Here is a 19,307-nt window from a genome sequence, read left to right as displayed (position 1 = left end):
CGCATAAAGATGATTACTATTCCTTTCTTAGGCCTTCTGAGCGTCTATTGTCTAAATATATTTTAAGAACTAGTTAGAAATTTTCTGCTATTTAATTAAAAGATCTTTCAAAAATAATCTCTTAGTTAAAATCTAAGTTGCCAACTTTATTGGGCAGCATCTACTATATCCGCAGATATTTAAGATATAAGTAATTAAGAAAAATACGCATAAAACTACAATAAAGCACCCTACTTTATGATTACATGACAACCATCTCTATTGCTCCATTTTTTGAACAAACACAGCATTCATCTGAGATACTTCCTAAAAAAAGTTGTGAAACATCAAGGGTTGTCTACATTATTACGATTATCATTACAGGTTTAGCAGCAATTGGAGTAGTTATTGCTTCTGTAATTACAGGAATCCTCCCTCTTCTTTCTATTTGTGCCCTAGCTATCCCACTACTCCTTATATCTCTTTTCCTTCTTAGAAAATCATCTTTACAAACTAAAACACCTGCTCAAACCGATGTAAAAGCTCCTCCTACAAGTCTGCCTTTCCTTCTTGAAATTAATGAAAATACAAAGCACACAAAAATCTTGGAACACTACGGAGAGATAATTACAGACTGGAGTAATCTACCCCATATTTTTGGAGAAACTACACCTTCTCTACTTAATAAAGCTTGGAAAATTAATCATTCAAAGACAGCTCTATTTGCCACCACAGGAGTTATCTATTCTCCGCGTATTCATTGCTGCTGCAACCTTCTGATTATGTTAGAACATAATACAAGCATCTCAAACTTAGATATATTAAACATTTCTTGTGAAATTCCTAATATACAGGAAGGACAGTGTGTCTCTATGCCTTGGAAAAACTCTGACGGATCTAGCAATAAAAAGAAACTTGGATTACCCAATTTTCTAGGTTTCATTGAAGGACCTGACCCTGAATCCCATAATCACCATCCCGTTGTCGCTTTCGCTCTAGCACAAACTGCCTATTCAAATTGTTTAAATGAAGCTGTTAATCAAGGTGCTGATATGATTCAAGTACCCTTGATATCCACAGCACCAGCTAAACTCTCTCAAAATCCTCAAGAAGCCGCTTCTTGGAAAGCAGCCATACAAACAGGTTTAGTTACCGCTTTAGCTAAATTTGCAACCTCAAATCCCAACACAATCATGAACGTTGTTGTCGTGAGTTCCCCTGGATTAGGACTCTCATTATAAAAATTAAAACTATAAACAACTAAACACGAGCATAATATAAATTTATTAAATAAAAATAACCAAAAGTAAATTACTTTATTTTTATATTTATTTATAATTTTAATTATGTCGCCAAAAAAAATTTCATCGGATAATAATCCGCTACCACCACATCAAATATTTAATTTAAATCCTAAACAGAGCTTCCCCTTAAAAGGATATCTGAATAGGGTTTTACATAATCCACGCACCAGAGAGACCACTCAGAAGGTTCTTGCTATCTTAGGAGGAATTGCTCTAGTTGCTGGAGTTGCTTGTGGAGTTACTTTAGGAATACTTGGAGCCCCTGGCTTAGCAGTTGCTACAGCTGTAGGGATTACTCTAGGAACAATTTTATTAGGAACATCTCTAGCACTTTTACCTAGTGGTACTAAAGGAAATATCAGGAAAAGAATTCACGGTGCGTTTGAAAAAAGCAGAGACTATGATTTTCTTTCTAATGATCTTGCTGAGACTTTGAAAGCAAACTTTAAAGAAAGTTTTTCTCTACCCAAAGACATGCAATCTTCTAGTGTAGAAGATATCAATGTATTTACAACGAAAAGCAACTCTAACGTTAGGTTGGCAACCTTTAAAATTCCAACATTCTTTTCTCCGATTGTATCTCACGGTACAGAAGTATCTCGGGTTTGTTTCATACCTCCCGAAGCCGATCTCACACATCCTAATACTATTCACAATAGTGCTTTAGATTTGTTTAGATTCGAAACTGGGGATCATAATTGGAATACAAGCTTAACAGCATTTTCCCAAACACCTAAAACTCCTGGGAAATGGGCACGCACGGAATGGATAAATTCTAGGTATTCCTCCCCTCAAGATAATAATCCAAAGCATCTCATTAACATATGGAATCCCTTTGGACATTATCCAAAAACAGCAAATGAACGACCCGGTGATAAACGTCATCCTCTTTATGGGAAAGGCAGCTTGGAAGATCAAAAAAAGATGTTTGTTGAACTCTTTAAATCCTTAATTTCAGATGGGATTCACAATATCGGAATTTATGGACACGATATCATGTTCCCAAAAGATCACAAAAATGAATTCTATATCAACACATTCGCACCACTTGATGTACAATTCGAAAGTAGAGTGTTAGTAGCATTATCTTTAGCCCTATCTGAAGTAGCCAATGATAAAAATAATGACCTAACTGTTTGTCTTTACGGCATAGGAGGCAATCCACTGCGCCAAAATAAACCTATAATCTATGGACAAATCGATGATTTCGACGATGATGATTAAAGAAAAACCTTTATTAAAAATTTCTATCGCGAATCTTCATAACTCTACGCTAATTTAAGAATGATCTATTACTAAACCTTGACCATTCTTAATTCATAAGAATAAGTTATATAAGTCTCATTTGAAATTAAAATTTTAAAAATAAAAATTTTAATTTCAAATATAATGTCTTTATTGTGCTAAGATTTTCCTTTACTGAATCTATTCTTTTCTTTTTGATGAATACCCTTAAATGGGTTAAAATTTACTGTCGCTTTTACTCCAGAGCTATTTTGCTCTCCTTTAGTTAATAAATCTTCACGCCCACAAAAAAAATTATTTTAGGTTTTTATGGTTATTTCGCCCTCTAAAAAACAAGCTACTAGACGTTATACGCACTCAGTTAAAATTGGGAATCTTTATGTAGGCAGTGAGCATTCGATAAAGACACAATCTATGACAACAACACCAACTGCGGATGTTGACGCTACAGTTGCACAGATCTGTGCTTTAGTAGAAGCCAAATGTGAAATCGCTCGCGTGACTGTGCAAGGAATCAAAGAAGCTCAGGCGTGTGAACATATCAAAGAACGTTTACTTGCTATGGGTATAGATGTTCCTCTTGTAGCAGATATTCATTTCTTCCCTCAAGCAGCGATGCATGTTGCTGATTTCGTAGACAAAGTACGTATTAATCCAGGAAACTTCGTTGATAAACGTAATATGTTCACTGGAAAAACATATACAGATAAAAACTATGCCGACAGCCTTCTTCGATTAGAAGAAAAATTCACTCCGCTTGTGGAAAAGTGTAAACGCTTAGGCAAAGCTATGAGAATTGGCGTGAATCATGGTTCCCTCTCGGAACGTGTTATGCAACGTTATGGAGACACCATAGAGGGTATGGTAGTTTCTGCTCTTGAATATATCGAGGTATGCGAAAGACTTGGTTATCGCGACGTTGTTTTCTCTATGAAATCTAGCAATCCAAAAGTCATGGTAGCTGCTTATCGTCAGCTAGCAAAAGATCTTGATGCTCGTGGCTGGCACTATCCCCTACACCTAGGTGTTACAGAAGCAGGGATGGGTATGGATGGAATTATCAAGTCTGCAGTGGGTATTGGCACCCTCCTTACAGAAGGTTTAGGAGATACTATTCGCTGCTCATTAACTGGGTGTCCTACTACGGAGATTCCTGTCTGCGAAAGTTTACTAAAACATACTACGATGTACCTTGATCTTCCTAAAAAAGAAAACCCTTTTGCTTTAGAAAACTCAGAAAGCTTTATCAATGCTTCGAAGAAAATCACAAAAACAACCCCATGGGGTTCTGTTTATGGTGTATTCATTAAACTCATAGAAGAGCATCTCTTAAATAATTCTATTGAAAAGCTACTAGAGCAACTCGGTGTTAATCCTACAAACGGGAAAAAAGATTTCACAGCCCCTGACGGAGTGGTTGTTCCCAAAAGTTTTATAGGAACTTCTCTTGTTGAAAAATTAAAAGAACACCTGTTGGTTTTTCATCATCATGAAGTCCCTTGTCTTTATGATTATAACGAAGAAATCTGGAATAGCGAGCAAGTGTTAAACGCTCCTTTCGTTCACTGTCACGCCACAAATCCGTTTATTCACAGTACGAGAGAATTCTTTAAAAAGAAACAATGTGAAGAGCAGCCTGTAAAACTAGTATTTTCAAAAGATCTTGATGATGAATCTGAAGCAGCTGTGTCTATAGCTACAGAATTTGGGGCTCTTCTTCTCGATGGCTTAGGTGAAGCTGTAATTTTGGATCTTCCTAATATCCCTCTACCCGCTATTCGAGAAATTGCCTTCGGCACTTTACAAAGTGCTGGCGTACGCTTAGTAAAAACAGAATATATCTCTTGTCCTGGATGTGGAAGAACGCTCTTTGATCTCCCTGAAGTGACAAAACGCATTCGAGAAAGAACAAAACATCTTGTGGGATTAAAAATTGCTGTTATGGGATGTATTGTTAATGGACCTGGAGAAATGGCGGATGCTGATTTTGGATTTGTAGGATCTAAAACAGGGATGATCGATCTCTATGTAAAACACACATGCGTGAAAGCGCATATTCCTATGGAAGATGCAGAAGAAGAGCTTGTTCGTCTTTTGCAAGAACATGGTGTATGGAAAGATCCTGAGTAATAGGTTTTTAACTATGACGCAATCAAATTCCGAAAATGATCTAATTAAACTAACCTTTCCAGAACTTTCTGATCTACCTTTACGTCATGGATTATTCCCCAAACAAAAAGATGCGGAAGGCTACGTCTATGTTCCTAAAAACGAACAGATCCGCAAAAACCTAGGTGCCGAATGTTTCTGTGATCTTCATCAGGTACATGGGACAAGCTTACGCCATACTACATATACGACCCCTTCAGGATGTCCTGCAGATGGGTTGTATACTCAAGATCCCCTCATTTCTTTACATATCCGTCATTCGGATTGCCAACCTGCTATCTTTTATGATCCAGAAAAGCATGTTGTTGCCAATGTACATTCAGGATGGCGAGGGCTTGTAGGGAATATTTACGCTGTAACAATAGCGACGTTAAAACGTATGTATAACTCGCATCCTCGAGATTTAATTGTTGTTATTGGCCCTTCTTTAGGTCCCGACTACGCTATTTATCCTGATTATAGAGAACTTTTTCCCCCGAGTTTCTTCACTTTTATGCCAAAAGAAAATCATATGGACTTCCGAGCTATAGCCAGAAAACAGTTGTTAGATCAGGGAATTTCTAGTGCTAAGATCACAATCTCCGAAAGATGTACATATACTGAGCATGAGATTTTCTTCTCTTCTCGTTATCGCAACTATTATCCGGAGCCCAATGTGATAGATACGCCAATAAAAAAGAACAACGTTACAGCTGTTCTTCTTCTTCCTAGATAACAAACCTAAAAATCAAGCAGACTTTCAGGTTGTTCTATAGCATCTTTAATTTTGATAAGAAAACCTACAGCTTCCTTACCATCGATAATACGGTGATCATAGCTAAAAGCAACATACATCATATCTGCAATAGCTATGGTATTATCAATAACTACAGGACGTTTTTCTATTTTATGCATACCTAGTATTCCCACCTGAGGAGGATTGATAATAGGCGTAGAAAGTAAAGAACCATAAACACCACCATTAGTGATGGTGAAACTTCCCCCCTCAAGTTCTGGAACAGAAATCAGACCATCACGAGCTCTACTTGCTAGATCTGCAAGTTTTACTTCAATGTCCCCACTGGAGAGCTTATCACAATCACGAATCACAGGAACAACAAGACCGCGATCTGTTCCTACAGCAATAGAAATATCATAATATTGACGGTAGACAATTTCATCACCGTCAATATATGCATTCACGCGAGGATAAGCCTTTAATCCCTCAATAACTGCTTTTATAAAGAAAGACATCAGGCCTAATTTTACATTATAACGAGAAGAAAAGGTGTCTTGTTTCTCCTTCCGGAGCTTCATAAGAGGAGTCATATGAATCTCATTAAACGTTGTTAACATTGCCGATTCATGAAGAGCAGAAACTAAACGACGAGAAATCGTTTTACGTATTGAGGACATACGCTCACGAACTTCATTTTTAGATCCTGAAGATTGAGGTGTATTTTGAATTTTATCACGTAAAGGAACAAAATTCTTTCCCTCTGCAGGAGGTTCGTGAGCTTTAGATCTTGGGAAACAGATAATCTCCGCATCTACAGGTTCATTAGCAGGTGTTTCCTCTATAGGGCTGTCAGGAACAGCTTCATTAGCATCATAGATTTTAGCAACGATTCCTCCAACAGCAACAATATCTCCTTCAGCAACTGACCAGACAATCCTTCCAGATGTAGGAGCATAAATAAGCTGATTTACCTTTTCGCTTTCGATCTCCATAATGCCTTGATTCTCCTGAACCAGACTCTCTGAAGTCACCAAAAGAGAAGCTATTGTTACTTCGCTTATGGATTCAGCGACGTTGGGAACGCGTACTTCTGTAATCATACATTACCTAGAGAAAACAATGTTTCCATTAATGTTAAAAATTCTTGTTGGCTAAGACGTGCAGATCCTGTGGCTGTGGAACTACTTCTTGGTCTGCTTATACATGTAAGTTTTTTAGGGAAAATCTCTTCAGTTGCCATGAATATATAATCAAAAGCACCCATATTCTGGGGCTCTTCTTGAAGCCATACATAATGGTCAACTTTAGAATATTTGCTAATCAAAGAAAGAAGATCTTCGAGGTATAAGGGATACAAACTCTCAATACGTAAACAAGCAAAGTCTTTCTTACGCGCTTGAGGTAAAGCTCCTTTAAAATCGTAATATACCTTTCCAGAGCACAATACTAAAATCTTAGCATCATAATTAGGCTCTATATCTTCAAGGATGGGACGAAACCCTCCAGCAACAGTAAATTCATCTATAAAGCTTGTGCATTCAGGATGGCGCAAAAGCATTTTTGGAGTAAAGATCACTAAAGGCAAGGATAAATCTCTCTTCGTATGCTCACGAAGTATACGGAAATACTGCACAGGAGTTGAAGGTATAACAACCTGGAAATTCCAATTTGCAGCTAGTTGTAAATACCTTTCTATACGTGCTGAGGAATGTTCCGGGCCTTGGCCTTCATAGCCGTGAGGTAAGAGAACAATAAGATCAGAATGTAAATCCCATTTCTGAATTGCAGAAGAAATATACTGATCGAAAATAATCTGCGCTCCATTCGAAAAATCTCCGAATTGTGCTTCCCATAAAACAAGGGTACGCTCTGCTTGTTGAGCATAACCATACTCAAAGCCTAAAACAGCATACTCTGATAATGGAGAATTATAGATATCCACAGATCCCTGATCAGGAGATAGATGATATAAGGGTGTATAGGTGTCCCCAGATTTCACATCACTCCACAACAAATGACGCTGACTAAAGGTTCCACGAATGGCATCTTGTCCTGAAAGACGTAAGGAAAACTTCTCTATTAATAAAGAAGCAAAAGCGAGTTCTTCAGCCATTCCCCAATCATAACCGATTTCTCCATTAGCCATTTTCATTCTCTTATCAAGAAGAGCTTTAACCTTAGGATGGGGTGTGAAATTCTCAGGAAGACCACATAATTTAGAACTTATATGAAATACTGTATCCCTGCTTAAAGAAACATCGATATCGTTTACTAATAACTCACCGAGATCCATACGATCACAATGACGACAATCTCTTTTAGGTAGAGTTTGACTTTCTTCCTGTTTTAACGTTTGAAATTCTTTACTAAGGATATCTTGAACACCTTTTTCGGTTTGTGTTAAGTCATCCTCCGAGATTTCTGAAGAATAATTATCTAATAAATACTTTCTATAGATTTCACGAATCGTCGATTTTTTCTTAATCTCATCATAAAGTAAAGGAGCTGTTATTGAGGGGTCGTCACTTTCATTATGACCATATTTCCGATAACAACAAAAATCAATGATAACATCACAATTAAACTCTTCACGTACTTTTAGCGAATATTCTATAGCCTGCAAACAAGCAGTAACATCTTCAGCATTCACACGAAATACAGGAATCCCCAACATCTTAGCGATATCAGTACAGTAAGGTGTAGACCGCGATTCTCTAGGTTGTGCAGTGAATCCTATATGGTTATTTACAACAATATGGAGAGTTCCCCCTGTAGAATACCCAGGAACCTGACTTAGTTGTAAAGTTTCGTAAACAATTCCCTGTCCTGAAAATGCGGCATCTCCATGAACAAGAATCGCCAAACACGAGTGTTCTTTTCCTGAATCAACTTGATGTTGTAAAGCAGCAACAACACCTTCAACAACAGGGTCTACTGCTTCCAGATGGCTAGGATTCGGCAACATAACAAAGGTCACCTCCTCACCATTTTTACTATGAGATCTAGAAACATAGCCTTTGTGATACTTCACATCTCCGACAACATCCAAACCTCGAGCTTTAGGGTTATCCTCGAACTCCATAAATACATGAGAGTAGGGCTTCCCCAACACATTCGTTAAGACATTCAATCGTCCACGATGAGCCATACCAAGAATGTAGTTCGTGATATCTTGAGTAACACCATAGTGAACAAGATGCTCAAGCATAGGAATTAAGCTTTCAGCACCTTCTAAAGAGAATCTTTTCTGTCCTGTAAATTTTATCTGTAAAAATTCCTCAAAAAATGTTGCTTTACACATATCTTGATATGTGCGCAAAAGCTCTGCTGGAGATCTTTGAGGAGGCTTGCTCTCCATGAGCTTCCATACATATTCCTGTAACTGAGGAGAACACGTAAGAGTTTCCACGGAAATACTTCGGCAATAAAAGTTTTTTAAAGCCTGAATTAAATCACGGACAGGAACTTTAGGCTGGGGAAGGAGACCTAAAGAAGGGACAATTTCATTAAGATCTATATTCTTGATCTTTTCTTGAATTAAAGGAGAAGGATTGACAGAAGATAAAGGAGAAATCTGACTTTGTAGATATCCGTAATAACGGTATATCATACAAAGAAACTGAGCTTTCTTTTCTTGTAAAGTAGCATATGCTTCTTCATTTCCAGAAGATGCTGAAGTAGCGCCTTCTTGACCTAATTGGTACCCTTCAAAAAAATATTTCCATGAAGGATCCAAGGTTTCATGATTTAGAAACCTTTGAAACATAGCCTCGATCCAGTCCATATCCGAAGAATGGACTTGTCCAGCAAACTCGGAATCCATATGATGTTTGTTCTCGATAGATGCGATCTGAATTTCGTTTCATAGCAAATTTTTATTTTTCAAAAAAAACAATCTTTGCTTTTTTTTCTATTATTGAAAAAAAGCAAGGGATACATTACATCTGCTCTCTAGAATACAGGATGGTGCCCACTAGATGAAAAGTGAACGTCTAAAAAAACTCGAATCTGAATTGCGCGACTTAACCCAGTGGATGCAATTGGGTTTAGTTCCAAAAAAAGAAATCGATAGACACAAGGAAGAAATACGTTCTTTAGAAAACAAAATCCATGAAGAGAAGGAGCGCCTGCAACTTCTAAAAGAAAGTGGCGAAGTTGAAGAGTTTGTTACTCCAAGGCGTAGTCCTGCAAAAACTGTGTATCCCGATGGACCAAGCATGTCGGACATGGAGTTCGTTGAAGCTACGGAAACAGAAATCGATATTGATCCGGGTGAAACTGTTGAGCTCGAACTTCCCGATGAAGATCGCGAAGAAGGTGCTGTAGAAATCGATTATTCCAGTGATGACGACGAAGACCCTTTCAGTGATCGTAATCGTTGGAGACGTGGGGGTATTGTTGACCCCGATGCTAATGAATGGTAGAAAACCCTTAGCCCTTTATATCCATTTTCCTTTTTGCTCAAAGAAATGCCACTACTGTAGCTTTTATACGATTCCTTACAATCCGGAATCTGTAAGTTTGTACTGCAATGCGATTCTTCAAGAAGGATTGAGTAAGCTATCTACTATTCAAGATACATATTTTATCGATACTATATTTTTTGGTGGAGGAACACCTTCGTTAATTCCTCCCCATCATTTACATAACATCATCAAAGCCCTAGCTCCTCATGCTCAAGAAATCACCTTAGAAGCAAATCCTGAGGATTTATCCGAGTCGTATTTAAGAGATCTTACCCTAACTCCCGTTAATAGGATTAGTGTTGGAGCACAGACCTTTCATGATCCCCTTCTTAAAGCTCTAGGAAGAATACATTCTGCAGCAGCATCTTTAGATGCTGTCCATCGTTGCTACGAACATGAATTTAATAACATCTCCATAGACCTTATTTATGGTCTCCCTACACAATCTTTGGCCGATTTTCTTTCAGATCTTCATCAAGCTCTGACTCTACCTATTTCGCATATTTCACTTTATAATTTGACCTTAGATCCTCATACATCGTTTTATAAGCACCGTCGTATTCTAGCGCCCTCTATTGCTAATGATGATATATTAGCAGCCATGAGTCTCTCTGCCGAAGAACTTCTATCTTCGCGGGGATTTTCTCGCTATGAACTTGCTTCGTATGCAAAATCTCAAGCAGAATCAAAACACAACCTCTACTACTGGACAGATAAGCCCTTTTTAGGGTTAGGCGTTTCTGCATCACAATATATTGATAATATACGCTCGAAAAATTTCTCAAGAATCTCACAGTATCTACGTGCTGTGCGAAAAAATCTTCCCACTCATGAATCTACAGAATCCCTACCAGAAGAAGAGCGTATCAAAGAAGCTCTAGCTTTAAGATTACGTCTTACCAAAGGAGCACGATTAAAAGATTTCCCATCTTCACTAATACAATCTCTCACGTCCATCCCTCTAATTAAAGAACTGTTCGATCATAACGATGAGTTTCTATCCTTAAATAAACAGGGTCGATTATTTCATGATACTATTGCTGAAGAAATCATGAATCTTTCTTTTTAATTTTAATAAAACATTAATAATTGTTATTAGATTTTATTAAAAACAACAATTAATTGTTATTAAAAATATGAAAGATAAAATAGATAATAAAGAAACTGAAGATTTGTCATTTGATACTACTAGTAGAACAAGAGCAACGACAGATCCTGATCCAGCTTTATTTACCCTAACAGGGACCACAATCACATCAATGAAAACCATTAATATGAATAACCAAAATATTAGTGGTTTACCTGCGCCTAGACAAGACTCAGATGCGGTATCTTTGGATTATTTAAAGTCGAATTACGTATCAAAGAGTGATCCCCAATCTGGATATCTCCCCACAACAGGTGGAACTATGACCGGGAATATTGATATGAGTGGTCACTCAATTATCAATGTACTCATGCCTACAACTGGGAGTTCGGGGTCGAGTACTTTAGATCCATCAGCTGCTGCAACCGTACAATATGTTATGGCAACAGCTGATAAAGTAACAAATAATCCTAGTATTAATGATGCGGTACAAAAGATCTCTGAGGTATCTACAAAAGTCAGCACTATCGAATCAGCTTTAGGACTGACACCAACTAACGATACAGATCCAGATGCGCCACCCCCACCAGACACTTCGCTATTTGTAAAAATTGAAGGAAGTACTATGACGGGTGATCTAGACATGTCTAAACACACTGTCAAGGGCTTAGGAACACCCACTGATCCTAAAGACGCGGTAAATGTTGAATACCTACAAGCTAGAATCACGACACCACAAATTGGATTATTGGGGAATACAATATCTACTTCAACTACAGTCACAGGTGATTTCGATTGGAAAACAGCAACAGTCACACCTCCGACTCCAGGACCGGTATCGCCAAGCCCCCAACCCAGTCCAAATCCATCAATACCTACACCTTCGCTGCCAAAACCATCAATTCCAAAACCTATAAGAATGGGATCTGAAATAACGGCAACAACAACTACAGGGCCAACGGCAACTCCAAAAACTGATAATATGATTACCACACCGGTAACAGAACAATATTTAAAGATAGAAGACTCTGATACAAAAACTATCAAAGTTCTTGCTCCAGGAATTGTCACCTTATCTGTAACAGCTAATTGGACTGGGGGTACTACTGCAAATATAGGTGTAATCTTAAATCCATCGACACCAGCAACAGGAGGCGGATCTTCAAGTGGTGGATCATCCACAGTAACAGATACTGTTGTTTATAGTGTTGCCGCTTTAAGCTCGGGACAAAATTTATTCTGTCAAATTCCTGTTGAAAAACCTTCTGACCTTAAATTAAAATTTACTCCGCCGACAACTGGGGGTAGTGGTAGTGGAGGAAATGATCTAACTGTGACTTCTTGGTCATGGCAAGCAACTCTTCTTCCATCAACATTCACAACTACATCTACACCGTAGTTTCTTAAAATAAGGCTAAGTTTATTCTTAGCCTCATTTCATAATTTAATAAGCGGCGCCTACAAAAGATACAGCCCATGTTCGTTTAGCAACTGATGGAGTAGATGTAACTTCAAAACTTAATGTTGTCTCTATCGATGCTTGATTTCCTTCAACAAAAATATAAGTCTTTCCTATCAATGTAGTGTCAGACTTACCTGTCAATTTATAGCACTCTGTTTTTGTACCACTTTTAGGAGTAAGAGATAATGTACAACTGACATCTGTAGCTGGAGTAGGCGTTCCAGGTGGTGTAGTTGGAGGAGTTGGTTGAGTGAAATCATAGATAAAAGAAACGCAATAAATGCCTCTACGCAATAATGTGGCACTAGTTTCACTAGTAGATGTGATATACTTCTCAGAATTTTGAGACTTTGTATAGTTTGGGGTTGAAGATGAACTGTTGGCTCCTTGTTTCAAACAAACAAAAGAGACGTCCATACCCGTCCATTTAGGATATGAAGTATTATTCTTACTTATTGTATCCAAAGTTTCTGTAAGGTCATTTACAGCAACAATCCTTTGAAGATTTTCTTTCGTTGTCCCTGTAGAAATAGCTCCAACAGCTGAAACACCACTTGCTATAGAGCCTGTTATTGCAAGATTTTTAATAGTGGGTTCTGGATCCGTAGGTGTACTTTGCTCGCTTTTTTTGAATCCTAAATTGCCAGTCATAGAGTTTCCTCCAGCACGCACTAACCATTTTGCTTCAGAGGGTTTTGTCACAGTTCCATTAGATGGCGTTCCTAAATCTTTTATAATTTTATCTAAACCATCCGCAGAAGAAAGATTATTTATACGATCGATAAGATCGGTTACTTTAGCAGCAAGAGAACCTATATCTTCTGAGACCATACCTACAGAAGCTATATCATTATCATTAACAACAGTGGTTTTATATGATGTAGGCAGACCAACGATAGTATGAGTAGATCCCATATTGATATCCCCAATCATCAATCCGCCTGTTGTCCTTAGAAAGATTCCTCTTGTAGTGACACCTCCCTTTTGAAGATAATCACTAAGATCACCTTTTAAAGCGATACTCCCACTAGCAGGATTTCCAGATCCACGAGCTATATTTGTAATTCTTTGATTCGAAACGTTCCAAGGTTTACGCATAGCATTCTCGGTAACACCATCACCTCCGCAGGAAAATTGAATCTGATCATCAGGAATAGCTTTTCCAGAATTTTGCGCTTTTATATCTTTAATTGTATTTTTCATTTTTTAATTTATTAAAACTTATATTGATCAATTTTTAATAAACAAATAGAATAAAATATTTTTTTTAAAAATAAAAATTATTTAATAATAAAAATGTCGACGGATTTACGGAGGAAAAGCTAAGGTATATTGATCGAAAAACAAGGAGAATACTGTGCCCCAACAAAGTATTATGTCGACGATCGTTAATTTGATTTTTTTCCTATCGCCGTCCGTACCTGTATTAATTTTTTATAGAATCTTATTTAAAAATGAACCCTTAGCTCCTAAGAAACATTTTAAAAAGTACAAGAATCTTGTATACCTCTGTGCTTTTATTATTATTGCCACCCCGATCTTGTGGAATGTATTGTACATTGTCGCCATGGCCTCTGGGAAAATAAGAATGCGCAAGCATGTGCCCTCTATGGATCCATCTTATGTAAAACTGATGGGCACACCTATTCTCGTCTTATTTGTCTGGTCAATGATAGAACCATTTGTTCTTTGTAAGAAAATGCGTAAAGTAAAAAACCATTACGCAAAACTTGCTAAAGAAGCAGAAAGTGCTCCTGTAAAACAAGAGCAACCTTTTGTTGAAAGATGCTGCTCAGAAGGTTCTTGCTGCAGCAATATGGATATCTAAGAAATTCATGATGAGAAACCTTTACTTCAAAGGTTTCTATCTTATTTCTAAACGAGAGGTTATCTCGGAGTATGAAATAAAAAAATTGCCGGGGTCTTTGTGATTTGTTTAGTTACCTTATCAAGATCTGCAGATCGCAACCAAGCATTTACCGATCTTGTAGAGACAAACTCTTGATCTCCGGTAATGTCTACACCTACACACAGCTCAGCATATCCCGGTAGAGTTTCTAATAACGCTTGGAACGTATGAACATTACGGTACGGAGTTTCAATACATATTTGCGTATGTTGTTTTCCTGAGCTACTCTTTATACAACGTTCCCTATCCTTAGGATTTTGTGGAAGGTACCCTAAAAAAGTAAAATTCTGTCCGGGCAATCCCGATAGCATTAGCGCTAATGTTATAGAACATGGACCTGAAAACGCCTGAATCGACAGATTAAGAGCACGAGCACGACGCACGAGTCCTGCTCCAGGATCCGCAATGCAAGGAAGCCCAGAATCTGAAACTAATCCCCAATTTTCCTGCTTTTTTACAATAGGCTCGAGATAAAAATCCCAAGCTTTTACAGAACGATCATTTTTATTTAGCACAGCGATGGGAAACTTATGTGTCTCTTGTACTTTCCAGAGACTAAGAAAAGCACGTCCCCCACGATCACTTTCTGCTATTAAACCTTGAAGTTTAGGGATAATCTCTCCGATAACCGCAGGCAAAAGGTCCACACGTCGATTACCTAAAGTATTTGGGAAAATATACAAAGTCATGAATTTGTCATCCTAATCAGCAAAGTTTCAACAGCTATTATAGAGTCTTGGACATTATTCTTAATAATACTCTCGGCATAAAATAAATAACTCAGAGCTTGATGGAGTCGTTCTTTCCCATAGGAAATAAAAAACCGGTGTTTCCTATCTCCTGTTTCTTCTTCTAAACTACGTAAACCATATAAACACTGACCACGAAGAAAGGCTATCAACCCTAGAGGATCTTCCCCATGTTCATAGAGCAAAGCTTGTAGTAATGTCTGACTTTCTAAAGTATTCCTCTGCAAAATAGCATCACGCAATTTCCATAGAGATACTTGTTCTTTTTTTACTACAAAGCTTTCAATATCGCTATACTCGAGTGCTGGCTTTTTCCCTATGCAACAGAGCAGCTTATGAAATTCTGCAATAAGGTTATGCATCTCCCCCTGAGGAAATTTCTTAATAAATGCAGAGGCTAGAGCTAAAGAACATGAGACTCCCAAAGACGTGGCTCTTTGAGAAAGAAGAACAGTCATACGCTTCTCTCTATCCGATTGCCACTCACCAAATAGTGATAGGGAAGCAACAGAGACTAATTCCTTACGTAAAGATTGAAAGGACGATTGTTTCGTAGTGAATAAAAATATAGTGAGATGTGGGTGAGGATTTTTGGCATAACGGATAAGAAAATCGCGAGTTTGTTGAGACAACTTCTCAGTTTGAAAAATAGAAATCACCTCTTTGGAGGCAAATAATCCATAAGATTCTGTCGACTTTGATAAATCACTAACTGTCAATCCTGAAGCATCGAATTCCTGAGCTTTCCCAGAGATAAGAAGTTCAATGCATACATTCTTATCCTCTTCAGAATTTGAACCAATGACTGTAAGAGCAGGAGCCTTTTCCTTATAGAATTTGGAAAAATCTTGGAAGCAAGTGTATTCTTGCATCTCCTAAACCTCCTAGCACATATACGCGTAGAGATTTACTATACCCTTTACTCATCTAACTGTACAGAGGGAGTCTGTAGAATCTACAATGTAGGCAAAAAAAACGGTAAGAGGTTTTTATACCCTTACCGTTCACCATCGTCTAATGAAGCTAGTTTCTATCGAGAAACAAGTTTCATCAACTGTTGACGCCAGCCATGAGCTGTACGAACACGGCTTTTAGAACCACATCTTCTTTTAGCTGAAGAAGAACATACACGCTTGCAAGCAGCTGTATGTTTATGATGCTTATGGCATGACATAGCAGGCTTTGCTACTGTCTTTCTAGCAGCTGTCTTACGAACTGTGCTTTTTCTAACTGCAGGCTTTTTAGCTACAGTCTTACGAGCTGTTGTAGTTTTTCTAACTGTTTTGCGAACAGTAGCTTTCTTAACAGCTGTCTTACGAACAGTTTTTCTAACTGCAGGCTTTTTAGCTACAGTCTTACGAGCCGTAGTTTTTCTAACTGTCTTACGAACAGTAGCTTTTTTAGCAGTTGTCTTACGAACTGCTTTCTTAGCAGCAGGCTTTCTAGTAGCAGTCTTCTTAGCTACAGTCTTACGAGCCGTAGTTTTTCTAACTGTTTTGCGAGCTGTAGTTTTCTTAGCAGCTGTCTTACGAACTGTCTTTCTAGCAGCAGGCTTTCTAGTAGCAGTCTTCTTAGCAGCAGCTTTTCTAGCAGGTTTACGAACAGCTTTAGTAGCTGTTTTCTTGCTGCTACGTTTTTTTTGTACTCCTAACATTTTCATTTCCCCTAATTAGACAGGTAATTACTTACCTCATCTATCGGCAGGAAATTGAAAAAACTTTAATAAAACGCGTATTTATTTTTAATAATTTAAAAACAAATACGCATTACTAAATCAAAAGAAGTTTAAAAACAATTACTTAGATAGAAATTTTTCTATGTAATAAATAAGACAACGAACACCGAAACCAGAAGCATATTTTGGATAGAAATCTTCGTCTTTTTCACGATATGCAGTACCTGCAATGTCTAAATGCGCCCAAGCTACTGATTGATCTTCAAGAAAACGCCTTAAGAAAAGTGCCGCTGTAATAGCTCCTGCACGGTTATTCCCAATATTTTTCATATCAGCAATATCAGAATGCAAAGCTTTATCATATTTTTCAACAAGAGGAAGTCTCCATAAAGCTTCACTAGTGTCTGCTGAAGCTTCTGAAAGATCCTGAGCTAATACATCATTATTAGAGAAGAAACCAGCTACATCCTCTCCTAAGGAGACGACCATGGCTCCTGTTAATGTAGCGAAATCAATAATTCTTGTAGGCTTGCAGTGCTTTAAAGCATAAGTCATTGCATCTGCGAGTATTAAGCGACCTTCTGCATCTGTACTACCAATCTCTACTGATAATCCTGACATACCTGTATAGACATCTCCCATCTTATAAGCAGCAGCATCTATAGCATTTTCTGTAGCAGGAATAATAGCAGTAACATTTACGGGGAGCTCTAAAGCGGCTATTCCCGAAAGAATACCTAATACTGTAGCAGCACCAGCCATATCTTCCTTCATGGTTAACATAGCTTTGCCTGGCTTAAGATCTAATCCTCCTGAATCGAAAGTTACGCCCTTTCCAATAAGTACGGTGTGATCTTTAGACTTTGGCTTACCTTGATAGCTTAAAACAATAAAACAAGGATCTACAGCTGATCCCTTAGCAACAGCAGCTAAAAGACCCATTTTTTCCTTAAGAATAGCATCTTTATTTAAAATCTTAGCATCAACGCTAGGAAATTCCTTAGCCAATCCCTTAGCAATATTTGCTAATTTTTGAGGGGTCACCTCATCTGCATTACCATTCACAAGATCTCGAGTCAGGTAAACACCCTCAAAAATATTTTCTTCTTTTCTAAAGATTCTATCGGAAATCTTAGGAACAATTCCCATTACATTGACTTTAGTCAATAAGGGATCATTCGATGATTCTTTAGTGTATTTAGGATAATTATAGTTTAAAGATAGGATCCCCGAAGCTAGATTTGTAAGGAAATCCTCTACGGAGATACGCAATTCAGAAATTGTAGGGAGTACAACATTCACCGTTGTACATTTTGCCTTACGCAACAAACGTGTTGCTTTGGCATAAGCTTCTAAAACTTCTTGCGAGGTTAACTCTTCGTTCTTTCCTAATCCTAGAAGCAAAATACGTTTTTCTTTTCCCTGTCCAAAGCTATAAATAAGTTCGACTTCTCCGCTTTTTGCCGAAAAGTTGTCTAAGGCAATTTTATAATGTAATTCATATTCTTTTCCCATTGAAGATGCGCATTTAACTTTATCTTTAGACTTCCAAAAAGGAAGAATAATCGCATCGGCTTTAACACGTTTACTACAAGACGCTTGAGAATGAAATAGAACCACAATTACCTCTCTATAAAAATCATTATTTCGTTAGCCATTAAAAAGGGACATCTTCAGATACATATTGTTGACCTTGACCATAGCCAGCGTACATATCCTTATCCGCTATAGCTTCAGCATCCAAACTTTCTCCCTCAAATCCCACAGACATATTGTCGTAAGACGTTTGAGCTGAGCTGTTTTCAGCTGACGAAGAACGAGATTCACTTCTGCTGAAAGGACTAAATTTAATTGTATCAACACTAATCACCAAAGAAGACTGCGGAGTTCCATCTTTACTCATATAACTTTCTACAGAGATATCTCCTGCGATAATTACTCCGGATCCTTTTTTCAGATAAGGGAGCATTTTATCATAACGGTTGTGCCAGACATTACATTTGCACCACACAGTTTCATCTTTAGTTCCTATGCGAGATTTTACGCCTAGACGCAATACAACTACGCGTTTACCTTTCGAGGTCATTCTTTCTTCAGGATCTGCTCCTAAATAACCGACAAAATAACCAAACATCATAAAATCACCTATTGAATTTCCTTATAGAGCCAACGCTTCTTTGCTTATAGCAGCAGAAGCCGTATTGCCATTTTAATATTGCGAAAATCTGACATACCTACAAGGCTTAAGCCTAAAGGTTTTAAAATCTGACTTCTATTAAGTAGCCTTAATTAATACCTCAAAGATACAACAAAAGACACTCATACGCATACCATGAATTTATCGAGAAAATCACGTCATTTGTAATTCTATCCATAAATTCGAACTAGCCCTGGAGTTTATTTGAAAAGCATTATGTACTGTTCGCAAGAAGATCCACATACGACATACTTTTTAAATATCTAGTTAGATATGGCCTATGACCTAAGCTTCAATATCAGAGTCTTGGTCAGCTTACCTTAAAGCTAATATCACGAGACAATGTG

The 19,307-nt window shown here is 37.7% G+C and carries 16 protein-coding genes; 8 read left to right on the top strand and 8 right to left on the bottom strand.

Features of this window, described 5'->3' with window-relative positions:
• Nucleotides 1–245: 245 nt before the first annotated feature.
• The 4 genes from H9Q19_RS04605 (at nt 246) to pgeF (ending at nt 5,412) form a co-directional block, all read left to right on the top strand.
• Nucleotides 246–1,220, top strand: a complete 975-nt coding sequence (locus H9Q19_RS04605) for a hypothetical protein (RefSeq protein WP_213240759.1) — start codon at nt 246–248, stop codon at nt 1,218–1,220.
• Between the two features lie 105 nt (nt 1,221–1,325).
• Entirely contained in the window at nt 1,326–2,507 is a 1,182-nt protein-coding gene (locus tag H9Q19_RS04600) for a hypothetical protein (RefSeq protein WP_213240757.1), read from the top strand.
• Nucleotides 2,508–2,837: 330 nt separating this feature from the next.
• Nucleotides 2,838–4,658 (top strand): 4-hydroxy-3-methylbut-2-en-1-yl diphosphate synthase, encoded by a 1,821-nt coding sequence (locus H9Q19_RS04595; protein WP_213240755.1) that lies wholly within the window; start codon nt 2,838–2,840, stop codon nt 4,656–4,658.
• Nucleotides 4,659–4,671: 13 nt separating this feature from the next.
• Complete coding sequence (gene pgeF / locus H9Q19_RS04590; protein ID WP_213240753.1) at nt 4,672–5,412, top strand: peptidoglycan editing factor PgeF; 741 nt, start codon at nt 4,672–4,674, stop codon at nt 5,410–5,412.
• 5 nt (nt 5,413–5,417) lie between these two features.
• Here the strand turns inward: pgeF and sucB are convergent, their stop codons facing one another.
• Together sucB and H9Q19_RS04580 are read right to left on the bottom strand one after the other, a co-directional pair.
• Nucleotides 5,418–6,515: a dihydrolipoyllysine-residue succinyltransferase gene (sucB, locus tag H9Q19_RS04585; RefSeq protein ID WP_213240751.1), complete on the bottom strand. Its 1,098-nt coding sequence runs from the start codon at nt 6,513–6,515 to the stop codon at nt 5,418–5,420.
• Complete coding sequence (locus tag H9Q19_RS04580) at nt 6,512–9,238, bottom strand: 2-oxoglutarate dehydrogenase E1 component (protein ID WP_213240749.1); 2,727 nt, start codon at nt 9,236–9,238, stop codon at nt 6,512–6,514. The genes sucB and H9Q19_RS04580 overlap by 4 nt, the downstream gene beginning before the upstream one ends.
• Before the next feature lie 154 nt (nt 9,239–9,392).
• On the opposite strand from H9Q19_RS04580, the gene H9Q19_RS04575 reads away from it, so the two are divergent.
• From H9Q19_RS04575 to H9Q19_RS04560, 3 genes are all read left to right on the top strand, one after another.
• A complete protein-coding gene (locus H9Q19_RS04575) occupies nt 9,393–9,839 on the top strand; it encodes a hypothetical protein (protein ID WP_213240747.1) in 447 nt (148 codons plus the stop codon).
• Nucleotides 9,829–10,950 (top strand): radical SAM family heme chaperone HemW, encoded by a 1,122-nt coding sequence (gene hemW, locus H9Q19_RS04570; protein WP_213242059.1) that lies wholly within the window; start codon nt 9,829–9,831, stop codon nt 10,948–10,950. The genes H9Q19_RS04575 and hemW overlap by 11 nt, the downstream gene beginning before the upstream one ends.
• Before the next feature lie 67 nt (nt 10,951–11,017).
• Nucleotides 11,018–12,367: a hypothetical protein gene (locus tag H9Q19_RS04560; protein WP_249324515.1), complete on the top strand. Its 1,350-nt coding sequence runs from the start codon at nt 11,018–11,020 to the stop codon at nt 12,365–12,367.
• A gap of 45 nt (nt 12,368–12,412) precedes the next feature.
• Here H9Q19_RS04560 and H9Q19_RS04555 read toward each other — a convergent pair whose 3' ends face one another.
• A complete protein-coding gene (locus H9Q19_RS04555) occupies nt 12,413–13,633 on the bottom strand; it encodes a hydrolase (protein WP_213240742.1) in 1,221 nt (406 codons plus the stop codon).
• Between the two features lie 172 nt (nt 13,634–13,805).
• On the opposite strand from H9Q19_RS04555, the gene H9Q19_RS05380 reads away from it, so the two are divergent.
• A complete protein-coding gene (locus H9Q19_RS05380; RefSeq protein ID WP_249324514.1) occupies nt 13,806–14,258 on the top strand; it encodes a hypothetical protein in 453 nt (150 codons plus the stop codon).
• Nucleotides 14,259–14,317: 59 nt separating this feature from the next.
• Here H9Q19_RS05380 and H9Q19_RS04545 read toward each other — a convergent pair whose 3' ends face one another.
• The 5 genes from H9Q19_RS04545 to H9Q19_RS04525 all read right to left on the bottom strand — a co-directional run bounded on the left by H9Q19_RS04545 (nt 14,318) and on the right by H9Q19_RS04525 (nt 18,900).
• Nucleotides 14,318–15,028 carry an SAM-dependent methyltransferase gene (locus H9Q19_RS04545; RefSeq protein WP_213240740.1) on the bottom strand — a complete coding sequence of 237 codons (711 nt, stop codon included), beginning with the start codon at nt 15,026–15,028 and terminating at the stop codon, nt 14,318–14,320.
• Complete coding sequence (gene holA / locus H9Q19_RS04540) at nt 15,025–15,960, bottom strand: DNA polymerase III subunit delta (protein WP_213240737.1); 936 nt, start codon at nt 15,958–15,960, stop codon at nt 15,025–15,027. The genes H9Q19_RS04545 and holA overlap by 4 nt, the downstream gene beginning before the upstream one ends.
• 158 nt (nt 15,961–16,118) lie before the next feature.
• Nucleotides 16,119–16,742, bottom strand: a complete 624-nt coding sequence (gene hctB, locus H9Q19_RS04535) for a histone H1-like DNA-binding protein Hc2 (RefSeq protein ID WP_213240735.1) — start codon at nt 16,740–16,742, stop codon at nt 16,119–16,121.
• Nucleotides 16,743–16,883: 141 nt separating this feature from the next.
• Nucleotides 16,884–18,383 (bottom strand): leucyl aminopeptidase, encoded by a 1,500-nt coding sequence (locus tag H9Q19_RS04530; protein ID WP_213240733.1) that lies wholly within the window; start codon nt 18,381–18,383, stop codon nt 16,884–16,886.
• Between the two features lie 37 nt (nt 18,384–18,420).
• On the bottom strand, nt 18,421–18,900 hold the full coding sequence (locus H9Q19_RS04525; RefSeq protein ID WP_213240730.1) for a single-stranded DNA-binding protein: 480 nt from the start codon (nt 18,898–18,900) through the stop codon (nt 18,421–18,423).
• Nucleotides 18,901–19,307 lie beyond the last annotated feature (407 nt).

This window comes from Chlamydia crocodili (genome assembly GCF_018343815.1).
Lineage (GTDB): Bacteria > Chlamydiota > Chlamydiia > Chlamydiales > Chlamydiaceae > Chlamydia > Chlamydia crocodili.
Note: the sequence above shows the minus strand (reverse complement) of the source record. Positions and strands in the feature narration are given on the sequence as shown.

Coding starts and splice junctions, on each gene's coding strand:
- H9Q19_RS04605 (WP_213240759.1), top strand. CDS start 246: ATGACAACCATCTCTATTGCTCCATTTTTTGAACAAACACAGCATTCA.
- H9Q19_RS04600 (WP_213240757.1), top strand. CDS start 1,326: ATGTCGCCAAAAAAAATTTCATCGGATAATAATCCGCTACCACCACAT.
- H9Q19_RS04595 (WP_213240755.1), top strand. CDS start 2,838: ATGGTTATTTCGCCCTCTAAAAAACAAGCTACTAGACGTTATACGCAC.
- pgeF (WP_213240753.1), top strand. CDS start 4,672: ATGACGCAATCAAATTCCGAAAATGATCTAATTAAACTAACCTTTCCA.
- sucB (WP_213240751.1), bottom strand. CDS start 6,515: ATGATTACAGAAGTACGCGTTCCCAACGTCGCTGAATCCATAAGCGAA.
- H9Q19_RS04580 (WP_213240749.1), bottom strand. CDS start 9,238: ATGGATTCCGAGTTTGCTGGACAAGTCCATTCTTCGGATATGGACTGG.
- H9Q19_RS04575 (WP_213240747.1), top strand. CDS start 9,393: ATGAAAAGTGAACGTCTAAAAAAACTCGAATCTGAATTGCGCGACTTA.
- hemW (WP_213242059.1), top strand. CDS start 9,829: ATGAATGGTAGAAAACCCTTAGCCCTTTATATCCATTTTCCTTTTTGC.
- H9Q19_RS04560 (WP_249324515.1), top strand. CDS start 11,018: ATGAAAGATAAAATAGATAATAAAGAAACTGAAGATTTGTCATTTGAT.
- H9Q19_RS04555 (WP_213240742.1), bottom strand. CDS start 13,633: ATGAAAAATACAATTAAAGATATAAAAGCGCAAAATTCTGGAAAAGCT.
- H9Q19_RS05380 (WP_249324514.1), top strand. CDS start 13,806: ATGTCGACGATCGTTAATTTGATTTTTTTCCTATCGCCGTCCGTACCT.
- H9Q19_RS04545 (WP_213240740.1), bottom strand. CDS start 15,028: ATGACTTTGTATATTTTCCCAAATACTTTAGGTAATCGACGTGTGGAC.
- holA (WP_213240737.1), bottom strand. CDS start 15,960: ATGCAAGAATACACTTGCTTCCAAGATTTTTCCAAATTCTATAAGGAA.
- hctB (WP_213240735.1), bottom strand. CDS start 16,742: ATGTTAGGAGTACAAAAAAAACGTAGCAGCAAGAAAACAGCTACTAAA.
- H9Q19_RS04525 (WP_213240730.1), bottom strand. CDS start 18,900: ATGATGTTTGGTTATTTTGTCGGTTATTTAGGAGCAGATCCTGAAGAA.